Origin of the sequence: Pelomonas aquatica, assembly GCF_026712205.1 — a bacterium.
GTDB classification, from domain to species: Bacteria; Pseudomonadota; Gammaproteobacteria; order Burkholderiales; family Burkholderiaceae_C; genus Pelomonas; species Pelomonas aquatica.
Genome location: NZ_JAPPUW010000001.1, coordinates 89,010 through 111,087 on the forward strand (window position 1 = coordinate 89,010; position 22,078 = coordinate 111,087).

Sequence of the window (22,078 nt, forward strand, 5' to 3'; positions counted from 1 at the left end):
AGTGTCTCACGCAGGCAGAAATGATGTCGCCTCTGAAATGGACGCCATCTATGCGTGTTTTCGACGCCTTCGCGGGCTTGCGCCGCGCTCGGGCCGAGGCCTGCCGGGGTGTGGACTAGAGTCCGGCGCATGGACACCCACTTCCTCGCGCCGCTGTTCACGCCCCGTTCGGTCGTGGTGTTCGCCGGCCCGCCGGACGAGCCCGCGCGCCAGACCCGCCAGGCCCGCGTGCTGCGCGCCGCGCTGCAGGCCGCGCCGGGCGCCAGTCCGCCGCAGTTCCTGCACGGCGAGACGACCGGCACGCTGGGCGAGCTGGCGCGCTCGCGGGCCGACCTGGCCGTCATCGCGCTGCCGGCCGACGAGATCGCCGCGGCGCTGGAGGTGGCCTGCCGCATCGCCTGCCGCTCGGCGCTGATCGTCAGCGACGGCATCGAGCCCGAGCAGGCCGCCCAGCTCAAGCGCATCGCGCGCCGCGAGGGCGTGCACCTGCTCGGCCCCAACTGCCTGGGCTTCCAGCGCCCGCACCTGAACCTGAACGCGAGCGCAGCCGGCCCGCTGGCCGCCGAGGGCTCGCTGGCGCTGGTGTCGCAGTCGGGCGCGCTGACCTCGGCCATGCTGGACTGGGCACAGCAGAACCACGTCGGCTTCAGCCAGGTCGTGTCGCTGGGCCCCAACGCGGCCGTGGACCTGGCCCAGGTGCTGGACTTCCTGGCCACCGACACGCGCACGCAGAGCATCGTCGTCTACCTGGAGGGCATCTCCAGCGCCCGCCGCTTCATGAGCGCGCTGCGCTCGGCCGCGCATGCCAAGCCGGTCGTCGTGCTGAAGGCCGGCCGGCGCAGCGCCGGCAACGAGGCGGCCCTGACGCACAGCCGCGCCATCGTCGGCAGCGACGACGTCTTCGACGCCGCGCTGCGCCGTGCCGGTGCGGTGCGGGTGCGCAGCTTCGTCGAGCTGTTCTCGGCCGCCAAATGCCTGGCCGCGCGCTACCGGCCGGTCGGCAAGCGCCTGGCCATCGTCACCAACGGCGGCGGCCCCGGCGTGCTGGCGGCGGACTGGGTCGGCGAGATCGGCCTGCAGCTGGGCAGGCTGTCGCCCGAGATCGCCCGCACGCTGGCGCCCCGGCTGCCCGGCCTGGCCTCGCTGGCCGACCTGATCGACCTGTCCGCCGCCGCGACGCCCGGGCACTTCCGCATCGCCATCGAGGCCGCCGCGCAAGACCCCGCCATCGACGGCCTGCTGGCCATCTACGCGCCGCAGATCGGCTCCGACGCGACCGAGACGGCCCGCGCCGTCGCCGCGGCCAAGGCCGCCACGGCCAAGCCGCTGCTGGGCTGCTGGATGGGCGACGCCTCGGTGCTGGAGGCGCGCCGCGTGTTGAACGAGGCGGCCATCGCGAACTTCCGCACACCGGAGGCGGCGGTCGGCGCCTTCGGCAATATCGCCAGCTTCTATGCCAACCAGCAGCTGCTGCTGCAGACGCCACCGCCGATGTCCAGCCTCGCGCAGCCCGACGTCGAGGCCGCGCGCCTGCTCATCGAGAGCGTGCTGGCCGAGCGCCGCCGCACGCTGACCGAGATGGAGAGCAAGGCCCTGCTCGCAGCCTTCCACATCCCCGTCACGCAGACCGTGCTGGCGCGCAGCGCCAACGAGGCCATGATGCTGGCGACCCAGCTCGGCTTCCCGGTCGCGCTGAAGATCGACTCGCCCGACATCGCCCACAAGAGCGATGTGCAGGGCGTGGCGCTGAACATCCAGAGCGGCGCCGCCGCGCGCGACACCTACAACGAGATGGTGGCCCGCGTGAAGCGGCTGCAGCCGCAGGCACGCATCAACGGCGTGACGGTGCAGAAGATGGCGCGTGCACACCACGGCCGGGGCGGTCAGGAGGTCTGCGTCGGCCTGGTGACGGACGAGGCCTTCGGGCCGACCATCGTCTTCGGCGCCGGCGGCACGATGATCGAGCTGATCGCCGACCGCGCGATGGAGCTGCCGCCGCTGAACCAGTTCCTCGCCCGCCGCCTGATCGAGCGCGCCCGCGTCGCCGAGGCGCTGACCGAGGGCCGCGCCGGCAGCCCGCCGGCCGACCTGGAGGCGCTGGAGCGCGTGCTGCAGCGCGTCAGCGAGATGGTCTGCGAGTTCCCGCAGCTGCGCGAGATGGACATCAACCCGCTGATCGTCGACGAGCACGGCGCCGTCGCCGTGGACGCGCGCGTCGTGCTGCAGCCGGGCCAGCAGGCCGGCAGCCCCCGCGCCTTCGACTACCCCCACCTGGCCATCCTGCCCTACCCGGCCCGCTTCGAGCAGGTCTGGCCGCTGGCCGGCGGCGGCGAGGTGACGGTGCGGCCGGTGCGCCCCGACGACGCGCAGATGCTGCAGGAGCTGGTGCGCGGCCTCAAGCCGGAGAGCCGCTACTTCCGCTTCGCCAGCGCGATCAAGGAGCTGCCGCCGGGGCTGCTGGCGCGGCTGACGCTGATCGACTACGACCGCGAGATGGCGCTGGTGGCCGTCTGCTGCGAACGCAGCGCGCGCGACGACGGCGGCTTCGACGAGCGCGAGCGCATCGTCGGCGTGTCGCGCATCATCAACAACCCCGACCAGACCAGCTGCGAGTTCAGCCTGCTGGTGGCCGACGACTTCGGCGGCAAGGGCCTGGGCTCGCGGCTGATGGAAGGCATCACCGACGCCGCGCGCGAGAAGGGCCTGACGGACATCGAGGGCCTGGTGCTGAGCAACAACAGCGACATGCTCAAGCTGATGCGCGGCCTGGGCTTCTCGGTCAAGCCGCACCCGGAGGAGCCGGACTTCCGGCTCGTGAGCCGGTCACTGCAGGGCTGAGGAAAAACGCCCCTCGCCCAGCCTCGCCCCCGCTGAACGCGGGCGAGCCTGGTCGGTCCCCCGCGGGCACGGCGATGCTTGCGGCATCGAGCCGCAAGCACATCGCCATGACGGGCCGGCTTGGGGACTGGAGTCGGACACAGGCAGTCCCTGCGGACTGCCTGCGCCTACGAAAGGCCATGGGCCTCTGGCCCAGGGCAGGCCCGGCGCTCGGCCCGAAGGGTTCAGCCCAATCGAGCCAGACGCTCCGTCAGCAGCGCGAAGAAGCCGTCGGCGTCCGCGTGGCGCAGCACCTGGGCGTTGGCGGCCAGGCCGGTGACGCCCCACCAGTCGATGACGCTCATGCCGCGCGTCAGCTCGCTCCGCGTCTCGATGCGCACATTGCAGTCGCGGCTCTGGAACAGCGCGGGCCGCAGCAGGAAGGCGATCACGCAGGGGTCGTGCAGCGGGCCGCCGTCCTGGCCGTATTTCTCCTCGTCGTAGCGCTCGAAGAACTCCATCCAGGCCGCGGCGACGCTGCCGGCGCGGTTGCCGAGCGCGCGGATGGCGGCGATGCGCGCCGCCGTCGTCAGCACCTCGTGGGTGACGTCCAGCGGCGCCATCGTGATGGGCACGCCGCTCGTGAACACCTCGTGCGCGGCCTGCGGGTCGACGTAGAAATTGAACTCGGCCGCCGGCGTCACATTGCCGCCCTCGAAGAAGCCGCCGCCCATCAGCACGATGCGGCGGATGCGCGGCGCGATGTCGGGGGCCTGGCGCAGCGCTAGCGCGATATTGGTGAGGGGCCCGAGCGGGCACAGCGTCACGCTGCCGGCCTCGCGCTCGCGCAGCGTCTGCACGATGAAGTCGACCGCGTGACGGCCGTCCAGCGCCAGTGTGGGCTCGGGCAGGTCGACGCCGTTCAGGCCGGTGTCGCCATGCACATGCTCGGCCGTGACCAGGGGCACGTCCAGCGGCCGGTCGGCGCCGGCGCAGATGGGCACGTCGCGGCGGCCGGCCAGCTCCAGCACCTTGCGCGCGTTCAGCGTCGTCAGCGCCAGCGGCACATTGCCGGCCACGGTGGTCACGCCGAGCAGCTCCAGTTCGGGGCTGGCCGCGGCCAGCAGCAGCGCGATGGCGTCGTCCTGACCCGGGTCGGTGTCGATGATGATGGGCTGGCGGGTCATGGCGTGTCCGGGGCGATGTCGAGGTCGATGGCGCCGAAGAGGCTGGCGCCCTCGGCGGCCTTGAGGTCCAGGTGCAGGCTGTCGCCGGCGGCCAGCGCGAGGTCCAGCGCGCCGAGGGCGATGCCGGCGACCTGGCCGGACCGCAACGGGCGCAGTCGCGCCAGCCGGGCCAGCGCGGCGCCGGGCTTGGCGTCCACGTCGCGCGGCTCCTGCCGGCTGCCGTTGTGCAGGCGGTGCAGCCGGGCCTGCAGCCGGCCGGCGCTCCAGCCCGCGCCCAGTTCATCGGGCGTGACGGCCAGCGGCGCGAGCTGGGTGGCGATCAACTCGTCGTCGACGCGCCAGTCGATGGCCAGCGTCAGCAGGCGCAGCGCATCCAGCGCGGCGGCCGGGTCGCTGGCGGCGGCCAGGTCGCCCGCGATGGCCGCCAGCGCGGGCCGGCCCTCGGCCGGTGCGCGCAGCGGCTGCTGCGGCGCCGAGAAATTGCCGGCGTCGCGCTGCACGCCGCCGTCGGCGTCGACGACGGCCCAGCCGCAGCCGCGCGGCAGCGGCGCCACGCATTTCGCGGGCTCGAAGGGGAAGGCATGGCGCAGCTTGCCGTGGTTGAGCTGCACGGCCAGGTCTTCGAGCTGGGGCGCGACGAAGCCCCAGTCGTCGAGGACCTGCTGCAGGCGCGTGGCGATGCCGTTGGCGTAATGGGCCTGGGTCAGGTCGCGCGACACGACGACGAGGTGGCCGTCGCGCGAGCCGTCGGCGTAGCTGGCGAGTTTCATGAGCGGGAATCCGGGGAGATGGCAGCATTGTGCGATGCGCGCTCATCTCCTCCCGCCCCGCGCCGCCCTGCTCGCGCTGGCGGCCAGCCTGTTCGCGCACGCGGCGCTGCTGGGCGGCGAGCGGGCGCGCGAGGACGCCGCCCGGCCGGCGCGGGCCGTCAGCATCGCGCTGCTGCCGCCGCCCGTGCTGCCGGTCGCCCTGCCCGAGCCCGCGGCGCCAACCCCGCCCGCGGCCCAGCCCCGTGCCGCCCGCCCCGGCAAGCAGCCGCCCGCCCCCGCCGTGGAGGCGCCCGCCGCCGTACCGGACGCACCGCTGCTGCGCCTGGCCGGCCCGGCGGCCTGGCATTACCGGCTGCGCCAGGCCGGCCAGGACGGCGAGGCCGTGCTGGACTGGCGCCCCGAGGCCGACGGCCGCTACAGCCTGCGCCTGACCCGCCAGGTGGGCGAGCGCGCGCTGCCCGCCTGGGAAAGCCTGGGCCGCATCGGCGCCGGCGGCCTGGCGCCCGAGCGCTTCGCGCTGCAGCGCGGCGGCCAGGACCGCCAGGCCGTCAATTTCGACACCGAAGGCCGGCGCATCAGCTTCTCGGCCAGCCCGGCGCAGTTGGAGCTGCCCGAGGGCGCCCAGGACCGGCTCTCCTGGTGGCTGCAGCTCGCGGCCCTGGTGCAGGCCGCGCCGGCACCGGGCGGGCGCTGGCGCGTCTGGGTGGCCAGCCCGCGCGGCGAGCTGCGCGAATGGGTGTTCGAGGCCGTGGACGCCGCGCCCGACGACGCCGGCACGCTGCACCTGCGCCGCCAGACGCTGGGGCCGCACGACCCGGGCATCGAGCTGTGGCTGGACCCGGCGCGCTCCTACTGGCCCGTACGGCTGCGCCAGGGCGATCCGGAAGCGCGGGGTTACGAAATCCGTTTGGACGCTGTGAACTCCTGACGCTTCTCGTGCGTTGGAGGCCTGGGGGATGGCCCGAACTGCCGGGCCTTCTGCCAGTATCTCCACCGACAGGGCTTGAAAACCGGGTCGCCAACCGCAGCTGAAGCCACGAGGAGCACTCCATGCACATGCTTTACAACTCCGACAGCTTCATCGTCGTCCAGTTCGACGTGCCGCCGGCCGAGCCGCAGGCGGTGGCCGCCGGGCCGCAGCTGAACCGCGGCGGCTTCGAGATCGTCGACAAGTTCGCCCGCAAGGAAATCTTCATCGAGGGCGCGCTGGCCGAGTCCTTCCAGCAGGGCGTGCAGGCGCTGATCGAGGACGGCGAGCCGTCGGAGGACGACCTCGACGCCTTCATCGAGCGCTATGCGGTGATGGGCCAGCAGCCCGTCGTGATGCACTGAACACTTGGGGATCGATCCTGCATTGATCTGCCGCCAAGCCTGATACAAGATGGGTTCGCGCCGGCCGCCGCGGCCGCGCAAGGAGCCCATCGACCATGGTGAAGCGAGCTGCCGTTGAGACAGCCCCCCGGGGACCGGGACGCGTGCTGCCTTCGCCCGGCCTGGACAGCGCCCCGGTGCTGGACCGCATGTGCTCGCAGTTCGTGCTGACGCTGACCGTCAAGCACGCCGGCCGCTTCAACCTGCGGCGCGATTTCAACGGCCTGCTGTCCTTCACCGGCCGCCACCTCGTCTGGCCCACCCGCGTGCTGCAGAGGCTGCGCGGCTATCTGACCCAGCGCTGCGCCGGCAACGAACTGTGGCGCGGCCACGAGGCACTGGGCGACGAGGCCTTCCTCGAACGCTTCGGCCAGTGGAGCGGCCCCTTCTCGGAAGGCACGCTGTTCTTCTACCTCGACGAATACGTCAAGGACGCGCCCAAGGACATGCTGGCCCTGCTCGCCACCACCTGCGAGCACCTGGACCGCCAGCTCAGGCGCGAATCGACGCTGGTCGAGAAGAACATCGACGCGCTGGGCCAGCTGCTGCAGCTGAACCCGGCCGAACGGGCCATCCTGCTCTACGGCACGCTGGCGCGCTACCAGCGCGAGCTGCGGGGCGCCCTCGTCGAGTTCAAGGTCAACACCGCGCAGGAGGCCTTCGCGGCGATCGCGGCCGTGGCCGGCGTGGACGAGCGCGAGGTGGCCGAGGCCTTGCGCGCCGGCTCGCGGCTGGAGCGCATCGGCATGGTCGAGAACCTGATCTCCGAGCACAACATCACCGACCTGGCCGACCTGATGAAGGTCAGCGACCAGCTGCCGCCGGTGCTGATGCGCGAATACCAGGGCCCGCACGACCTGATGGCCGTGTTCACGCGGCCGGCCGCGGCCAGTACGCTCGCACCCGGCGACTTCCAGTTCGTCGTCGAAGACCTGGAGCTGCTGCAGGGCCTGCTGCGCCAGGCCGTCGCGACGCATGCGACCGGCGTCAACGTGCTGCTCTACGGCCCGCCGGGCACGGGCAAGACCGAGCTCGCCAAGGTGGCCGCCGCCGCCGCGGGGCTGGACCTGTACGAGGTCGAATACGCCGACCGCGACGGCAACTCGCTGTCGGGCCGCGACCGCTACCGCTCGCTGCAGATCAGCCAGGTCTTCCTGAAGGCCAGCGCCAACGTGGCCCTGCTGTTCGACGAGGTCGAGGACGTGTTCCCGCCGCTGTCCAGCGACACGGCCTCGCTGCTGAACCGGCTGGACGCCAGCGCCGAGGGCGGTATCGGCAACTCGGTCAGCGGCAAGGCCTGGGTCAACCAGATCCTGGAAACCAACCCGGTGCCCGTAATCTGGGTCACCAACCGCATCGAGCAGATCGACCCGGCCTTCCGCCGCCGCTTCCAGTACCACCTGGAGCTGAAGTCGCCGCCGCCGGGCGCGCGCCGTGGGCTCGTGGCCAAGGCACTGGGCGACGTGGCGGTCAGCGAGGGCTTTGTCGCCAAGCTGGCCGAGCGGCCGGGCCTGACGCCGGCGCAGATCCGCACCGCGGTGCGCTTCGCGCAGCTGGCCGGCGCCGCCGGCGATGCCGAGAAGCTCATCGAGCGCCAGCTGCTCAATGCCGACAAGGCCCTGGGCCGCGACGACGGCGCCAGCTTCGTGCGGCCCTGCGTGACCCGCTACGCGCTGGAGCTGCTGAACTGCGAGAGCCGCTTCGAGATCCCGCGCATCGTCGAGGCGCTGCGGCGCAAGGGCAGCGGCCAGCTCTGCTTCTACGGCCCGCCCGGCAGCGGCAAGACCGCGCTGGCCGAACACATCGCCCAGGCCCTGGGCCGGCCGCTGATGGTGCGCCGCGCCAGCGACATCGCCAGCAAGTTCGTCGGCGAGACCGAGCAGAACATGGCGCGCATGTTCGAGACGGCGCAGACCGAGGGCGCCGTGCTGCTGCTGGACGAGGCCGACAGTTTTTTGCGCAGCCGCAGGCATGCCGAGCGCAACTACGAGGTCAGTGAGGTCAACGAGATGCTGGCCGGCATGGAGCGCTTCGCCGGCCTGTTCATCTGCACGACCAATCTGTTCGACGACCTGGACGAAGCCGCGCTGCGGCGCTTCGCGTTCAAGATCCGCTTCAAGGCGCTGAGGCCCGAGCAGCGCGCCGCCATGTTCGAGCGCGAGGCCGGCGCGGCGCCCACCGACGAGCAGCGCTCAAGGCTGGCCGCGATGGACTGCCTGACGCATGGCGACTTCGCGGCCGTGCGCCACCAGGTCGAGATCCTCGGCGAGGCCTTCACGCCGGACGAGTTCCTGGCGCAGCTGGAGGCGGAGCATCGGGCCAAGCCCGAGGTGCGCGAGCGCCGCGGCATCGGGTTCAGGGCGGGCTGAACTCAGCCGTCGACGGGGTGCTCAGGTGTATCCAGCACCAGCTGAAAAAAGCCCAAGTCCAGCCAGCGGCCGAACTTGAAGCCGGCCTGCATGATCGTCCCCGAGTGGGTGAAGCCCAGCTTCTCATGCAGCGCGATGCTGCCCCGGTTGGTCATGTCGATGCCGCCGACCATCACATGCACCTGCCGCTGTCGCGCCGCCGCGATGAGGCGCTGCATCAGCAGCAGGCCCAGGCCCTTGCCGCGATGGTCCTTGTGCACATAGACCGAATGCTCGACCGAGTATTTGTAGGCCGGCCACGCGCGGAAGCTGCCGTAGCTCGCGAAGCCGAGCAGCGCGCCCTGCGCGTCGACCGCCCCGATGACCGGGAAGCCGTTGGCCTGCTTGGTCCTGAACCAGCCGTCCATGGACTCGCGCGGGCGCGGCTGGTAGTCGTACAGCGCGGTCGAGTTGACGATGGCCTCGTTGAAGATGTCGAGGATGGCGTCGGCATGCGCATCCGGCGTGCAGGCGATGAATTCCATGCGGTCCTCCGGGATCAAAGGTGACGGAAGTAGTAGCTGGTCGAGCAGGGTTCGCCGTCGGGCATCAGCGCGTAGTTCGGGATGTCGCCGGCGCGCCGCCAGCCCGTGCGCTCGTAGAGCCGCGACGCATCGCTGCCGCTGACGGTGTCCAGCACCAGCGTCGTCCTGCCGAGTGCGCGCGCCTTGGCCTCCAGCGCGCGCAGCAGCCGCTCGGCCACGCCGCGGCGGCGCGCCCGGCGGTGGACCAGCATCTTGCTGACGTCCGCCCGGTGCGGCTGGTTGTCGGGCAGGTCGGTCACGAGGGACAGCGTGCCGCAGATGCGGCCGGCCTCGTCCTCGGCGACGAAGAGATGGCGCTCGCCGGCCGCGACGCCGGCCGCAACCTTGCGCCAGAAGGCCTGGGGCCGGCCTTGGGCCAGCGGCAGCATGAAGCCGACCGAAGCGCCACCCTCGACGCAGTCGCGCAGCACCTCGGCCAGCTCGTCCACGCGCGCCAGCGCTTCGGCGCCATCGAGTTCGCGGATCGTGCTCATGGCTTGCCGGCTCCGGTGAGGGCCACGAGGTAGCGGGCCGGCCGCGTTCCAGGATTGTGGAAACGGATGGGCGCATCCAGCCGCATGGCCAGGCAGTCGCCGGGGTGCAGTTGCCAGAGGTCCTGGCCGTGGCCGATCTCCATGACGCCGTCGATCATCCAGACGAGCTGCTGGATTTCGCCGTCGCGCGCAGCGGATTCGAAGGCCACCCGCTGGCCCGGCGGAAAGATCACGTCGACCAGTTGCAGCGGCGAAGCCCCCGCAGGCGAAACATTGCGGCGGCGGTAGCCCGAGCCCGGGTCGTCCCAGACCGGCTGGTCGGCCACGCGGGCCAGCGGCGAGGGCGCCGCCGCCGGTGCGGGACCGGCCTCGAACATCGACGCGACGCTGACGCCGAGGGCGCTGGACAGCTTGTCCAGCACGACGGCCGTCGGGCTGCTCCGGCCGCGCTCGATCAGCGAGATGTTGGAGCGGCTGACGCCGCTCTTCTGCGCCAGCGCGTCCAGGGACAGGCCGGCGGCGGTGCGCAGCTCATGCAGGCGGCGGCCGATGCGTTGGGTCAGGTCCATGCATCCAGTTTACTGAAATTCCAGTTTGCTGGATATTCCATCCATCATAATGGAATTGCACGTTCTACTGCGCGCCGCCAGGCAGGGTCGGGCCAGCGCCGGTCCAGGCGCCAGGCGGCATGGGTGAGCTTGATGACGTGGACGTCGTCGTGCTCGCAGGCAGCCGCGATCAGCGCGGGCCAGGGGCAGCTGGGCGAATGATCCAGCGTCAACGCTGGCGCGGCGCCGCTGGCAAGCAGGCCGGCCGCGGCGGCGACGCTGAAGCCACGCGCCAGATCGTGCGTCGGCCACCAGGGCTCCAGCACGCTCATCGCGTGGCAGGCCGTCAGCAAATGCAGCACGGTGAAGTTGCCGGTCGCGGCATAGGTGCGCGCGGCCAGCAGCGCAAGGTCGCGCAGGGTGTCGGGCCTGTGGAGCAGGCGACCGGCCACAGCGGCGAAGTCAGGCGAGGTGCCCCAGGCTCGCATGCGGTCGGCGATGAAGCTGCCGGCGGGATAGTCCGGGCGCGGCAGCTGCCGCAGGGCCTGGAGCCAGTCGGCCAATGCCAGCGGCGGGCCGTCGTGCGTCGTCGGCAGCGGCAGGTGGTGCGCGGCCCAGTGCGCCAGGCCGGCGGCCAGCTCGCCTTCGTGGCCGGCCAGCACGGCATGGCCGGTGCGGATCAGGCCATGGAAGGCGATGGCCCCGGCACCGTCAAGCAACACCGGCAGTGCTTCCCGTAGCGTGACCGCCGAGCCGACCGCCTCGATGCGAGCAGCGAAATGAGCGTGCCACGCGACCTCGCTGTCCGGCCGGCCCAGGTCACGCTCGAAGCCGACGCTGGCCGGACGCGCCGAGACGCGTGGTTCCAGCTGGGTCTCATAGGCCTCGCTCCAGGCCTGCAACCGCTCGACAGAAGCCCCCAGCTCCAGCAACGCCTGCTGGGCCATGGGCAAGTGGTTGCTCAGGCGGCCCCGGTAGGTGGGCGACAGCGCCGCGCCGGCGTCGAGCAGGTGGTGCAGTTGGGCGAGCGTGGCGGGAGCGGGCGTGGCGGTCTTCATCGGCATGGCAATGCGTCTCGGCTGTGGGAACATGGTGCCATGCTCGAAGTTCAAGTGGACTTGAAGTCAAGCGCCGCCCCACTGACCATCGGCCAGCTGGCGCGGCGCGCCGGCGTCGCGACGAGCGCGCTGCGCTTCTACGAGGCCGAGGGCCTGATCGCCGGCAGCCGCAGCGCCGGCGGGCATCGCCAGTACCCGCGCCATGCGCTGCGCCGCGTCGCCTTCATCCGCGCGGCGCAGGCGGTGGGGCTGACGCTGCCGCAGATCCGGGCGGCCCTGGCGACACTGCCCGACGGCCGCACGCCCACCAAGGCGGACTGGGCGCGGCTGTCGGCCAGCTGGGCGCCACTGCTGGATGCGCGCATCGCGGCCCTGCAGCAGCTGCGCGAGCGGCTGACGGGCTGCATCGGCTGCGGCTGCCTGTCGCTGAAGGCCTGCTCCCTCTACAACCCGCAGGACCGGGTCGCCGGGCAGGGCGCCGGCGCCAGGCTTCTGCGCATCGAAACGCCGTCTTGACCCATCACAACGGCGGCCATCCACTTCCCGGCGAAAATCCCCCGGGTTAACCCGCCACTTTGATCGCCATGAGTGCCTTTCACGAAGAAACCGTCCTGACCGTCCACCACTGGACCGACCGCCTGTTCAGCTTCACGACGACGCGCGACCAGGCGCTGCGCTTCTCCAACGGCCACTTCACGATGATCGGCCTCAAGGGCGACAACGGCAAACCACTGCTGCGCGCCTACAGCATCGTCAGCGCCAACTACGAGGAGAACCTGGAGTTCCTCAGCATCAAGGTGCCGGACGGCCCGCTGACCTCCAAGCTGCAGCACATCAAGCCGGGCGACAAGATCATCGTCGGCCGCAAGCCCACGGGCACGCTGCTGATCGACTACCTGCTGCCGGGCAAGAACCTCTATCTGCTGGGCAGCGGCACTGGCCTGGCGCCCTTCATCAGCGTCGTGCGCGACCCCGAGACCTACGAGCGCTTCGAGAAGGTCGTCATCGTGCACGGCGTGCGCGAGGTGGCCGAGCTGGCCTACCACGACCACCTCACCGTCGACCTGCACCAGCACGAGTTCCTCGGCGAGTTCGCCAGCGAGCAACTGCTGTACTACCCCACCGTCACGCGCGAGCCCTACAAGAACATGGGCCGCATCACCGACCTGATCCAGACCGGCAAGCTGCAGGCCGACCTGGGCCTGCCGCCGCTGGACCCCGAGAACGACCGCATCATGCTGTGCGGCAGCCCCGCGCTGCTGAAGGACATGCAGGAGATGCTGGAGATCCGCGGCTTCAAGGAAGGCAGCACGACGACGCCGGGCGACTACGTCATCGAGCGCGCCTTCGTCGAAAAATAAGCGCCCCTCGCCCGGTCTTGCCGCGCTGAACGCGGGCAAGCCCAGTCGGCCCCCCAAGGGGACGGCGATGCTCGCGGCATTGAGCCGCGAGCACATCGCCCGGCGGGCCGGCTTGGGGCGGCCCGGCGCTCGGCCCGGAAGGCGCGGCCTGGTTTCGTTCAGCCCGCCGGCAGAACCCCGCCCTGTGGCCCGCGCGCATAGCGCCGCGCGACCGACGCGCAGACCATCAGCTGCAGCTGGTGGAAGACCATCAGCGGCAGCACCAGCAGGCCCACGGCCTGGCCGGCGAACAGGATCTGGGCCATGGGCACGCCGCTGGCCAGGGTCTTCTTGGAGCCGCAGAAGACGATGGCGATCTCGTCCTCGCGCGAGAAGCCCAGGGCCCGGCTCAGCACCGTCAGCAGCGGCATGACGATGGCGAGCAGCAACGCGCAGATCGCCAGCAGCGCCGCCAGCGTGGCCGGCGGCAGATGGCGGTAGAGGCCCTCCACGGTGGCCGCGCTGAAGGCGCCATAGACCACCAGCAGGATGGTGCCCTGGTCGCTCGCGCGCACCCAGGCCTTGTGCGCCGCGACCCAGGGGGCGGTCCAGCGCTGCAGGGCCTGGCCGGCGATGAAGGGCAGCAGCAGCGTGCCGACAATGCCCTCGAAGCTGTGCCAGGACAGCTGCACGGCGCCCGCGCCGGCCGACGCGCCGACCCAGTTCGCCATCGCCGCCATCAGCAGCGGCGTCAACGCCATGCCGAGGATGTTGGACGTGGACGCGCTGCACATGGCCGCGGCCACGTTGCCGCGCGCCAGCGACGTGAAGGCGATGGACGACTGCACCGTGGACGGCAGCGCGCAGATGAAGAGCACGCCCAGGTAGAGCGTCGGGCCGACCCAGGGTTCCAGCCAGGGCCGCAGCAGCAGGCCCAGCACCGGGAACAGCAGGAAGGTGGCCGCGAACACCAGCGCATGCAGCCGCCAATGCAGCAGGCCCTGCCAGACGGCGCGGCGCGACAGCTTGCTGCCGTGCAGGAAGAACAGCAGCGCCACGGCGGCCTGGGCCAGCCCGTCCAGCACGGCGACGCCGCGGCCCTGCACCGGCAGCAGCGTGGCCAGCGCGACGGTGGCGAGCAGCATCAGGACGAGGTTGTCGGGCAGCCAGGCAGGACGTTTCATGGCCGGCATTGAACCGGAGCGGGCGCCGCTTGAGAAATGGATTAATCGGATGATTTAATCCAAGAACTCAATAGATCGACCGAGTCATGCCCTCCCCCCACGTCACGCTGCGCCAGTTGCGCGTGCTGCTCGCCGTGGCCGAGCACGGCGGCTTCGGCCGTGCGGGCGGCGACATCGGGCTGTCGCAGCCCGCCGTCAGCCAGGCCATCCGCGGCCTGGAGGCGGCGCTGGGCCTGAAGCTGCTGGACCGCACGACGCGCGAGGTGCTGCTGACCGCCGCCGGCCAGGCCCTCGTCGGCCCGTTGCGCCGCCTGCTGGGCGAGCTGGACGGCGTGCTGGACGAGGCCCGCGGCTCCGGCGCGGCGGCGCGCGGCATCGTGCACGTCGCCAGCGCGCCGACGATCTCGGGCGGGCTGATGCCCCAGGTGCTGGCCGCCGCGCGGCTGCGCTACCCGGACATCCAGGTCCGCCTGAGCGACCAGGCCCAGCAGCTCGCCATCGAGGGCGTGCACGAGGGCGCGGTGGACTTCGCCGTGCTCGTCGGCATGGAGGACGAAGACCCGCTGATCGAGCAACAGGCCCTGTTCGACGAGCGCTTTGTGCTCGTCTGCCCGGCCGGGCATGCGCTGGCCGGCCGCAAGCTGCTGAAGCTCGCGGACCTGGCCGGCTGGCCGCTGGTGCTGCTGGACCACAGTTCGGGCAGCCGCCCGCTGATCGACCGCGCGTTTGCGCGCACCGGCGTTGTGGCGCAGGTGGCCATCGACGTGGGCCATCCGGCCACCGCCTTCCGCATGGTGCAGGCCGGGCTGGGGGTGTCGGTGCTGCCGGCGCTGTCGCTGCCACTGCCGGACGCCCGCGCGCTGCGCGCCGTGCCGCTGGAGGCGGCGCTGGGCCGCCAGGTCGTGCTGGCCCGGCGTCGCCAGCGTTCGCTGTCCCCGGCCGCGCAGCGACTGTGGGACTTGATTGCCAGTCTGGCGGCTACATCCCTTTGAAGAGGTGGGTGTAGCTGCGGCTGACTTCCAGCTTCTCGCCCAGGCCCTTCACGCCGACGAGCTGGCGGCCGCGGAAGTCGCGCGTGATGCCGTCGATGGCGCGCGCGTTGACCAGGGTCGAGCGGTGGATCTGCCAGAACAGCTGCGGGTCCAGCTCGTCCACCAGCTCCTTGATGGGCTTGCGGATCAGCGCTTCGAGCCGGGCGGTCTGCACGCGGGTGTACTTCTCGTCGCTGATGAAGAAGAGCACGTCCTCGACCGGGATCATCTGGATGGCCTGGCCGACCGTGGCCTGGATCCACTGCAGGTATTGCGGCTTGGCCGAAGGGTTCATCTGCGATGACAGCTTGTGCAGCAGCTGCTGCAGCGGCACGGGCCCGGTGTCGGCGCTCTCCGCGCCCTCGCGCTGGGCCAGGCGCTTCTTGATGCGGGCCACGGTGAGCTGCAGGCGCTCGCGTTCGGCGGGCTTCAGCACATAGTCGGCCACGCCCTGCTCGAAGGCCTCGACGGCGTACTGGTCGTAGGCCGTGATGAAGACGATCTCGGGCACCAGCCAGTCGTCGTCCTCGGGCAGCTGCGCGATCTGGCGGGCGGCGTCCACGCCGGTCAGGCCGGGCATGCGGATGTCGAGGAAGACGAGGTTGGGCTTGTGGGCCTTCGTCAGCTCGACGGCCTCGAGGCCGTTCTTGGCCTCGGCCACGATCTCGAGCTCCGGCCAGACCTCGGTGAGGCGGCTGCGCAGCTGCTCGCGCATCAGTCGTTCGTCGTCGGCCAGGACGGCCCGGATCGGTGGGTTTGTCATGGCCGGCGATGCTAGTTCAGACGGCGCCCGGTTTGGCGTTCACCGCGCGGTGGCGGTTGCGCAGCACGACGAAGAGCAGCAGGCCGAGCAGTATCAGCGGCGAGCCCAGCACGGCGCCGACGCCGAGCAGCGCGGCCAGGCCCAGCCCGAACACGCCGGCCAGCATCAGCAGCGGCAGCGCCAGCCCGAGCAGCAGGGCCAGCGGCACGACGATGCAGCAGACGACGCCGGCGACGAAGAGGCCGATGCCGGCGCCCAGCCAGTCGCCGAAGTCGCCGCTGCCCAGCGACAGTTCCTCGTCGTTCATCACGATGTGCAGGTCCGGGCCGTGGTGGTGCAGCAGCGCGAAGCCGCCGAACATCGCGGCCAGCACCATCAAGGCGGTAGCGATGAACAGGATCTTGAACAGGGTCTTCATGCTGCGGCTCCTTCGTCGTTGCGGCTGCGGTAGGGCACGGTGATCGTGACCACGGTGCCCGAGGGTTGGTTCTCGGTGACGGTGACGCTGGCGCGGCTGCCATGCAGCAGCTGCAGGCGTTCGCGGATATTGGCCAGGCCCACGCCGGTGCCGGAGGTGGCGGCGCGGCCAAAGCCCAGGCCCGTGTCGGCGACCGTGACGGCCAGCTTGCCGTGCACGATCTCGGCCTTGACGCTCAGCCTGCCGCCCTCGGCCTTGGGCTCCAGGCCGTGCTTGATCGCGTTCTCGACCAGGCCCTGGATCATCATGGGCGGGAACTCGGCCGACATCAGGCCCTCGGGCACGTCGATCTCGGTCTGCAGCCGCTCTTCCATGCGCACCTTCAGGATCTCGAGGTAGGGGCGGATGACGGCCAGCTCGCGGCCCAGGTCGCGCAGGCCGCCGTTGGCATTGGCCTCGCGCATCGTCGGCATGGAGGCGCGCAGCAGCGCGATCAGGTTGCGCTGCATCTGGCTGGCGCGCGGCGGGTCGGTCTCGATCAGGTGGTCGATGCTGGCCAGCGTGTTGAACAGGAAGTGCGGCTCGACCTGGGCCTGCATCGCGGCCATGCGGGCCTCGACGACCTGGCGCTTCAGGCTCTCGGCCTCGGCCGTCTCGGCGGCCTGCGCGGCCTTGACCTCGGCCTGGATGCGGCCCTTGTACATGGCCTTGATGACGGCCGAGGCCAGGATCCACAGGATGGCGAAGTCGACCAGGGAGTCGCCCAGCTGCACGACGGTCACGCGGCGGCGGGTCGAGGACGTGGCCATCTCCTCCGCGGCGTCGTGCAGCGCCTGCTGGGCCACGGTGGCGGCGTCCTGCGCCTCCTTGACGGCCTCGGCCTCCTGCTTGAGCTGGTCGAGCTTGTCCTTGGCGGCCTCCAGCGCGGCGCGGATGTCTTCGGGCTTGGCGCTCTTGGGGAAGTCGATCGCGACGGTGGCGTTGTCGTCGGCCTCGTCCTGGCCGGCGGCGTCGCTGGCGGCCGGGCGCACCGGCTGGATGCGCACGCCGCGCTCGTCGACCTTGATCTCGTAGTGGACGCCCTTGTCGGCCTCCTTCTTCTTCTCGCTCTTCTCGACGGCCTTGCGCGCCTGGTCGGCGGCCTTCCTGGCCTCGGCTTCGAGCTTGGCCTGGCGGCGGCTGGCGCCGTGGTCATGCTCCTCGACGGTCTCGCTGATATGCCAGGTGAAGGGCGGCAGGTTCTTCAGCACGTTGACGCCGATCAGCAGGGCCAGCGCCAGCAGCACGAAGCGCTTCCAGCTGATGCCGACCAGCCAGCCGGCGTAGACATGGAAATAGCGCACCGCGGCGGCGGAGAAGCGCTGCCAGCGCTCGATCCAGAGCTTCTGCTGGGGGCTGGGGGTGAAGGGGGTGCTCATGGCCGTTTTTCGTCGTTGGAGCCACTGTACGCAGGCGATTCGGGCACAGTGGGGCCGAAGCGACACGCCGGCCGGTGCGCCGGACGAACTGCAGGGCCGCGCGACAGGCCGTGCGGCGCGGCGTGACACCCTTGTGGAAGCCCCGGCAATCGTTCACGGACGACTGCCGCGCAGCCTAAATCCGGCAGTTGAGCAGGCCCGAGGGCATGGCGAAGCGGCCGGCTGGCAAGGCGCGCCGACGAAGTGGGCTGCTGCCCACGAGGAGAAGCAACGCGGCCAGCAGGCCGAAGCGCCAGGCCAGCGGGCTTGCAGCGCTGTTCACCGAAGTGGTGAATGCCGCGCCAAGGCCAAGGGCTTGACCTGCCGAGACTTTCGATGAGCAGGAAGCGGTCAACTGCCGGATTTGGGCTTAGCAAAAAGCCCGCGCAAGGCGGGCTGGTGCAGGCGGGACGCAGCAGCGCTTACTGCTTGACGGCTTCGACCTGGATGACGATGCGGACGTTGTCCGGGATGCCGGGCACGCCGTAGCTGACGCCCCACTGGCTGCGCTGGATGGTGGTCTCGAAGTCGCCGCCGCAGACCTCGCGCTTGAGCATCGGGTTCTCGTAGCAGTTGAAGCTGGTCGCGGTCAGCGTGACCGGGTTGGCCTTGCCGCGCAGCGTCAGCTCGCCGGCCACGCTGGCCAGCTTGTCGCCGTTGAACGTGAACTTGTCGCCGACGAACTTGGCCGTCGGGAACTCGGCGGCGGCGAAGAAGTCCTTGCTCTTCAGGTGGCCGTCGAAGGGGCCGACGCCGCTGGAGATGGAGTTCATGTCGAGGGTGACTTCGACCTTGCCGGTCTTGGCGGCCTTGTCCAGCGTGATCGTGCCTTCCTTTTTGTCCCAGCGGCCGCGGTTGGTGCTGGTGCCGAAGTGCTTGGCCTCGAAGAACACGGTGGTGTGGCTCGGGTCGACCGCGTAGGTGGCGCTCTGGGCCTGAGCGGCGCCGACGGCGGCGAGCAGGGCGGTGAGCAGCAGGGCTTTCTTCATCGGGAGGGTCTCCAGGGGGTGGGTGGGATAGAAGTTGTTCTCAAAGGCCGCTGAAGGCCAGCTTGAACTTGACGGTCACGTCGTTGGCGACCATCGACGTGTCGGCCCATTCGCCGTCGCCGATCTTGAAGTCCAGACGCTTGATGGCCACGCTGCCGCTGGCGACGCCGGCCGCCAGCGTGATCGGCACGACGACGTCGCGCGAGGCGCCCTTGATCGTCAGCTTGCCGGCCACTTCGTATCTGCCGGGGCCGGCGGCCTTGATGGCGCTGGACACGAAGCTGGCCTTGCCGTTGCGCTTGGTGTCGAACCAGGGAGAGCCGGCCAGCTCCTTGTCGAAGCCCGGGTCGCCGAGGGACACGCTGCCGAGGTCCACCGTGAAGGCGATCCTGCCGGCCTCGGGCTTCCTGGCGTCGAAGTCGAGCTGGGCCTCGAACTTCCTGAACTTGCCGTCGACGGGCACGCCCATCTGCTTGAAGGTGAAGCTCAGGTCGCTCTTGTCGGGCTGCAGCGTGGCGGCCTGGGCGGCGATGGCGCCGGCGGCGAGCAGCAGGGCGGGGAGCAGGCGTTTCATGAAGGCATGTCCTTTCAGGCGCGGCCGGGCCACATGCGGGCGAGCAGGCCGTCTTGGTCGATGAAGTGGTGCTTCAGCGCGGCGCCGACATGGGCCAGCACCAGCGCGGCCAGGCCATAGGCGGCCAGCCCGTGCAGTTCCTTGAAGAGGTCGGCCAGCGCCTTGTCCTTGGGCACGAAGTCGGGCAGCGGCAGCACGCCGAACCAGACGACGGGGAAGCCCGCGGCCGAGCTGTAGGCCCAGCCCAGCAGCGGCACCGCGAAGAAGGCGAGGTAGAGCAGGCCGTGCATCGCATGCGCGGCGCTCGCCTGCCAGGCGGGCATGGGGAGGTCGGCCGGCGGGCGGTGCGTCAGGCGCCACAGCAGCCGCAGCGCGGACAGGGCCAGGATGCCGATGCCGGCCCATTTGTGCCAGTTGAAGAGCTTGAGCCGCAGCGGCGAGAACGGCAGGTCGGCCATGTACAGGCCCACGCCGAACGCGCAGACGATGGCCAGCGCGAGCAGCCAGTGCAGCACGATGGCGGTGGAGGTGTAGCGGGGGGCGGGGCTCATGGTGGCAGCAGTGTGCGGCCGGCAGCCCCCGGAGCGGTTCACCGGCCTTGTTGCCAATGTTCATCGATTTTGAATGTGCCTGCGACTGCGCGGCCAGCACACCGGTGCCGCTCGGTGCGAAGCGAGGGGGCCATTTCCGCACCCGGCGGCATCCAAACCGGTGACACTAGCGCTCAAGACGATTCAAGATGCAACCATGGCTCAGCCCCGGCCGCCGGCCGGCGGGGGCCGACAAGGGGGGTGAAGTGTCCGACGCGATGTCATCCAGCCGCAATCTGGGCGAGAGCTTCAATGAGTATTTCGAGCTGCTGCCGGCGCTCGACGAAGCCACCCGGAACGAGGTCTACCGCGTCCGCCACGAGGTCTATTGCCGCGACCTCGGCTGGGAGGCCCTGCGCGAAGACGGCATGGAGAAGGACGAGTTCGACGCCAGCGCCGTGCACTGCCTGCTGCGCCACCGCCACACCGGCGAGCCTGTGGGCTGCACGCGGCTGATCATGGCCGACGAAGCCCACCCGGAGGCGCTGCTGCCGGTCGAGGCGAGCTGCGCCGAGGTGCTGGACCGCCGCATCATCGACCCGGCCAGGCTGCCGCGCCGGACCGTGGCCGAGGTGTCGCGCCTGGCCGTCATGCGCAACTTCCGCCAGCGCAAGGGCGAGTCGCAATCGGCGTCGTCGATGAGCGACAACGACTTCGAGCCGCGCGGCCAGCAGGCGCGCTTTCCCTACATCCCGGTCAGCCTGTACTTCGGTGCGGCCGCGATCGCGCGCCGGCTCGGCCGCGAGCATGTGCTGGTGCTCACCGAGCCGCGGCTGGCCGCGCACTTCGCGCGGCTGGGCGTGCACATCCAGACCATCGGCGGCAGCATCGAACACCGCGGCACGCGCGTGCCCTCGCTGTTCCTGACCAGCCAGTTCGCGCCCGGCCTGAGGCCGCTGATCCGCACGCTCTACGACGCGATCGAGCGCGACATCGACGCGCGCTTCGACGCCCACCAGGGCTGAAACTTCAACGTCTTCCGATCAGGAAGACGCCCCCCAGCACCAGCAGCGTGCCCAGCGCGATCCACGCGTTCATCGGCTCGCCGAGGATGAAGACGCTCATCAGCACCGTGCTCATCGGCCCCACCATGCCGACCTGGGCCGACAGCGGCGCGCCGATGCGCGCGATGGCCAGCATCACCAGCAGCACCGGCGCCACCGTGCAGGCCGTGGCGTTCAGCAGCGACAGCCACAGCACCGGCTCCGGCACCCGGGCCGCCGACAGCGGCCGCAGCAGCGCGAACTGCCCGATGCACAGCCCGCAGGCCACGCTGCTGGCCAGGCCCGTCAGCCGCAGCGCACCGAGGCGCTGCACGACGCGGCCGCTCAGCGCCAGGTAGACCGCATAGCTGACCGCGCTGCCGAACACCAGCGCCGCGCCGACGGCCGTGCCCGCGCCCTCGAAGTGCAACTCGTGCGCAAACACGGCCACGACGCCGGCATAGCTGACGAGCAGGGCCAGCACCTGCCGACGCTCGATGCGGTGGTGGAAGAACAGCACCGAGATCAGCAGCACCAGCGTGGGGTTCAGGTAGAGGATGAGGCGCTCCAGGCTGGCCGTGATGTAGGCCAGGCCGGCGAAGTCCAGGAAGCTGGCGAGGTAGTAGCCGGTGAAGCCCAGCACGACGATGTCGCGCCAGTCCCGCGCCCTGAGCTTCGGGCGGCCGCGCCCGGCCCACCAGGCCAGTGCCAGGAAGAAGGGCATCGCCAGCAGCATGCGCCACATCAGCAGCGTGACCGCATCGACGCCGCCGTGGCGGTAGGCCAGCTTGACGATGATGGCCTTGCCCGAGAAGCCGATGGCGCCCAGCGCCGCGAGCAGCAGGCCGGGCCACATGCGGGGGCGTTCTGGAAGGGAGGCGGGGTGCGTCATGCCTCGCCCATGATCGTTCAGAGCGCGGTGCGCCAGGCTTCCCACTTGGCGCGGGCGGCCTTCGCGTTTTTCCGCATGTGCCTGGCCGGGGCTTGTCGTTCAATCCGCGCCACAAGACCGGGGAGCTGGAGATGGGAGTGACCGACACCTTGCGCGCAGCGCTCGGCACGGCGGCGGGCCTGCTGCTGATGCTGCTGGGCAGCGGCTGCACGACGGCGCCCAGGGTGCTGGTCTCGCCGCCGCTGAGCTGCGACGCACCGGGCAGCAACTGCGTCGGCGACCTGATGCAGGCGCTGGAGGCCTGGAAGGAGGCCTATAACCGCCGCGACCCGCGGCAGCTCCAGCAGCTCTATGCGCCGGGCGCGCTGATCACCGACGACGAATACACGGCCGTGCCGCTGGACGGCGAGGGCGTGCCGCTGTTTTTCGACGAAATGTCGCAGCGGCCGACGGCGCGCATGCGCTGGATCATCGGCAACCTGCAGCTGTTCGGCGACACGGCGGTGCGCTCGGGCGAATGCGAATTCGAGGAGCAGTCCGACGGACAGGCGCGGACGCGGCCGGTGCGCTACAGCTTCGCCTATGAGCGCATCGGTGGCCGCTGGCTCATCGTGCTGCAGCACTTGACGCGGAGGCCTTGAAAGACAAAGCCCCGCAGTCCGGACTGCGGGGCTTTTGCC

Annotated in this window: 22 protein-coding genes and 1 pseudogene; 9 read left to right on the forward strand and 14 right to left on the reverse strand. The window is 70.9% G+C overall.

Going from position 1 to position 22,078, the window contains the following annotated elements; translation table 11 throughout:
- Positions 1 to 129: 129 nt before the first annotated feature.
- Positions 130 to 2,838: a bifunctional acetate--CoA ligase family protein/GNAT family N-acetyltransferase gene (locus NYP07_RS00445; RefSeq protein ID WP_268146207.1), complete on the forward strand. Its 2,709-nt coding sequence runs from the start codon at positions 130 to 132 to the stop codon at positions 2,836 to 2,838.
- A gap of 224 nt (positions 2,839 to 3,062) precedes the next feature.
- Here the strand turns inward: NYP07_RS00445 and NYP07_RS00450 are convergent, their stop codons facing one another.
- Positions 3,063 to 4,004 carry a nucleoside hydrolase gene (locus tag NYP07_RS00450; protein WP_268146209.1) on the reverse strand — a complete coding sequence of 314 codons (942 nt, stop codon included), beginning with the start codon at positions 4,002 to 4,004 and terminating at the stop codon, positions 3,063 to 3,065.
- A 523-nt stretch (positions 4,005 to 4,527) separates the two neighbouring features.
- Positions 4,528 to 4,774, reverse strand: a pseudogene (locus tag NYP07_RS24090) (fumarylacetoacetate hydrolase family protein); the annotation flags it as partial.
- 34 nt (positions 4,775 to 4,808) lie between these two features.
- On the opposite strand from NYP07_RS24090, the gene NYP07_RS00460 reads away from it, so the two are divergent.
- The 3 genes from NYP07_RS00460 (at position 4,809) to NYP07_RS00470 (ending at position 8,514) form a co-directional block, all read left to right on the forward strand.
- Complete coding sequence (locus NYP07_RS00460) at positions 4,809 to 5,702, forward strand: hypothetical protein (protein ID WP_268146213.1); 894 nt, start codon at positions 4,809 to 4,811, stop codon at positions 5,700 to 5,702.
- A 122-nt stretch (positions 5,703 to 5,824) separates the two neighbouring features.
- The gene (locus NYP07_RS00465; RefSeq protein ID WP_268146215.1) at positions 5,825 to 6,106 is read left to right on the forward strand and encodes a BTH_I0359 family protein; all 282 of its coding nucleotides are present in this window, start codon (positions 5,825 to 5,827) and stop codon (positions 6,104 to 6,106) included.
- A 95-nt stretch (positions 6,107 to 6,201) separates the two neighbouring features.
- A complete protein-coding gene (locus tag NYP07_RS00470; protein WP_268146217.1) occupies positions 6,202 to 8,514 on the forward strand; it encodes an ATP-binding protein in 2,313 nt (770 codons plus the stop codon).
- Between the two features lie 2 nt (positions 8,515 to 8,516).
- Here NYP07_RS00470 and NYP07_RS00475 read toward each other — a convergent pair whose 3' ends face one another.
- From NYP07_RS00475 to NYP07_RS00490, 4 genes are read right to left on the reverse strand one after another with little or no spacing between them, the layout of a single operon-like run.
- Positions 8,517 to 9,038, reverse strand: a complete 522-nt coding sequence (locus NYP07_RS00475; RefSeq protein ID WP_268146219.1) for a GNAT family N-acetyltransferase — start codon at positions 9,036 to 9,038, stop codon at positions 8,517 to 8,519.
- A 14-nt stretch (positions 9,039 to 9,052) separates the two neighbouring features.
- The gene (locus tag NYP07_RS00480) at positions 9,053 to 9,571 is read right to left on the reverse strand and encodes a GNAT family N-acetyltransferase (protein WP_268146221.1); all 519 of its coding nucleotides are present in this window, start codon (positions 9,569 to 9,571) and stop codon (positions 9,053 to 9,055) included.
- Entirely contained in the window at positions 9,568 to 10,140 is a 573-nt protein-coding gene (locus tag NYP07_RS00485; protein ID WP_268146223.1) for a helix-turn-helix domain-containing protein, read from the reverse strand. Before NYP07_RS00485 ends, NYP07_RS00480 begins: the two co-directional genes overlap by 4 nt.
- A 44-nt stretch (positions 10,141 to 10,184) precedes the next feature.
- On the reverse strand, positions 10,185 to 11,183 hold the full coding sequence (locus tag NYP07_RS00490) for a questin oxidase family protein (RefSeq protein ID WP_268146225.1): 999 nt from the start codon (positions 11,181 to 11,183) through the stop codon (positions 10,185 to 10,187).
- 33 nt (positions 11,184 to 11,216) lie between these two features.
- On the opposite strand from NYP07_RS00490, the gene soxR reads away from it, so the two are divergent.
- Together soxR and NYP07_RS00500 are read left to right on the forward strand one after the other, a co-directional pair.
- Complete coding sequence (soxR, locus tag NYP07_RS00495) at positions 11,217 to 11,693, forward strand: redox-sensitive transcriptional activator SoxR (protein ID WP_268146227.1); 477 nt, start codon at positions 11,217 to 11,219, stop codon at positions 11,691 to 11,693.
- 68 nt (positions 11,694 to 11,761) lie between these two features.
- Positions 11,762 to 12,538, forward strand: a complete 777-nt coding sequence (locus NYP07_RS00500; RefSeq protein ID WP_268146230.1) for a ferredoxin--NADP reductase — start codon at positions 11,762 to 11,764, stop codon at positions 12,536 to 12,538.
- 158 nt (positions 12,539 to 12,696) lie between these two features.
- Here NYP07_RS00500 and NYP07_RS00505 read toward each other — a convergent pair whose 3' ends face one another.
- Positions 12,697 to 13,701 (reverse strand): bile acid:sodium symporter family protein, encoded by a 1,005-nt coding sequence (locus NYP07_RS00505; RefSeq protein ID WP_268146232.1) that lies wholly within the window; start codon positions 13,699 to 13,701, stop codon positions 12,697 to 12,699.
- Positions 13,702 to 13,787: 86 nt separating this feature from the next.
- Here NYP07_RS00505 and NYP07_RS00510 point away from each other — a divergent pair, with 86 nt between their 5' ends.
- On the forward strand, positions 13,788 to 14,693 hold the full coding sequence (locus NYP07_RS00510) for a LysR family transcriptional regulator (protein WP_268146234.1): 906 nt from the start codon (positions 13,788 to 13,790) through the stop codon (positions 14,691 to 14,693).
- On the opposite strand, the gene NYP07_RS00515 is transcribed toward NYP07_RS00510, so the two are convergent.
- The 6 genes from NYP07_RS00515 to NYP07_RS00540 all read right to left on the reverse strand — a co-directional run bounded on the left by NYP07_RS00515 (position 14,680) and on the right by NYP07_RS00540 (position 19,484).
- On the reverse strand, positions 14,680 to 15,495 hold the full coding sequence (locus NYP07_RS00515; RefSeq protein ID WP_268146236.1) for a LytR/AlgR family response regulator transcription factor: 816 nt from the start codon (positions 15,493 to 15,495) through the stop codon (positions 14,680 to 14,682). The two genes, NYP07_RS00510 and NYP07_RS00515, sit on opposite strands and share 14 nt — an antisense overlap.
- 16 nt (positions 15,496 to 15,511) lie before the next feature.
- Positions 15,512 to 15,913, reverse strand: a complete 402-nt coding sequence (locus NYP07_RS00520; RefSeq protein ID WP_268146238.1) for a hypothetical protein — start codon at positions 15,911 to 15,913, stop codon at positions 15,512 to 15,514.
- Positions 15,910 to 17,331 (reverse strand): sensor histidine kinase, encoded by a 1,422-nt coding sequence (locus NYP07_RS00525; protein WP_268146240.1) that lies wholly within the window; start codon positions 17,329 to 17,331, stop codon positions 15,910 to 15,912. Before NYP07_RS00525 ends, NYP07_RS00520 begins: the two co-directional genes overlap by 4 nt.
- A gap of 461 nt (positions 17,332 to 17,792) precedes the next feature.
- On the reverse strand, positions 17,793 to 18,359 hold the full coding sequence (locus tag NYP07_RS00530; protein ID WP_268146242.1) for a YceI family protein: 567 nt from the start codon (positions 18,357 to 18,359) through the stop codon (positions 17,793 to 17,795).
- A 40-nt stretch (positions 18,360 to 18,399) separates the two neighbouring features.
- The gene (locus NYP07_RS00535; protein WP_268146245.1) at positions 18,400 to 18,933 is read right to left on the reverse strand and encodes a YceI family protein; all 534 of its coding nucleotides are present in this window, start codon (positions 18,931 to 18,933) and stop codon (positions 18,400 to 18,402) included.
- A gap of 14 nt (positions 18,934 to 18,947) precedes the next feature.
- Entirely contained in the window at positions 18,948 to 19,484 is a 537-nt protein-coding gene (locus NYP07_RS00540; protein ID WP_268146247.1) for a cytochrome b, read from the reverse strand.
- 188 nt (positions 19,485 to 19,672) lie between these two features.
- Here NYP07_RS00540 and NYP07_RS00545 point away from each other — a divergent pair, with 188 nt between their 5' ends.
- Positions 19,673 to 20,488, forward strand: coding sequence for a PEP-CTERM/exosortase system-associated acyltransferase (locus NYP07_RS00545; RefSeq protein WP_268146249.1), 816 nt, complete (start codon positions 19,673 to 19,675; stop codon positions 20,486 to 20,488).
- A gap of 4 nt (positions 20,489 to 20,492) precedes the next feature.
- On the opposite strand, the gene NYP07_RS00550 is transcribed toward NYP07_RS00545, so the two are convergent.
- Positions 20,493 to 21,398 carry a DMT family transporter gene (locus tag NYP07_RS00550; protein WP_268146251.1) on the reverse strand — a complete coding sequence of 302 codons (906 nt, stop codon included), beginning with the start codon at positions 21,396 to 21,398 and terminating at the stop codon, positions 20,493 to 20,495.
- 137 nt (positions 21,399 to 21,535) lie between these two features.
- Here NYP07_RS00550 and NYP07_RS00555 point away from each other — a divergent pair, with 137 nt between their 5' ends.
- Positions 21,536 to 22,039 (forward strand): nuclear transport factor 2 family protein, encoded by a 504-nt coding sequence (locus NYP07_RS00555; protein ID WP_268146253.1) that lies wholly within the window; start codon positions 21,536 to 21,538, stop codon positions 22,037 to 22,039.
- The last annotated feature ends 39 nt before the right edge of the window (positions 22,040 to 22,078 follow it).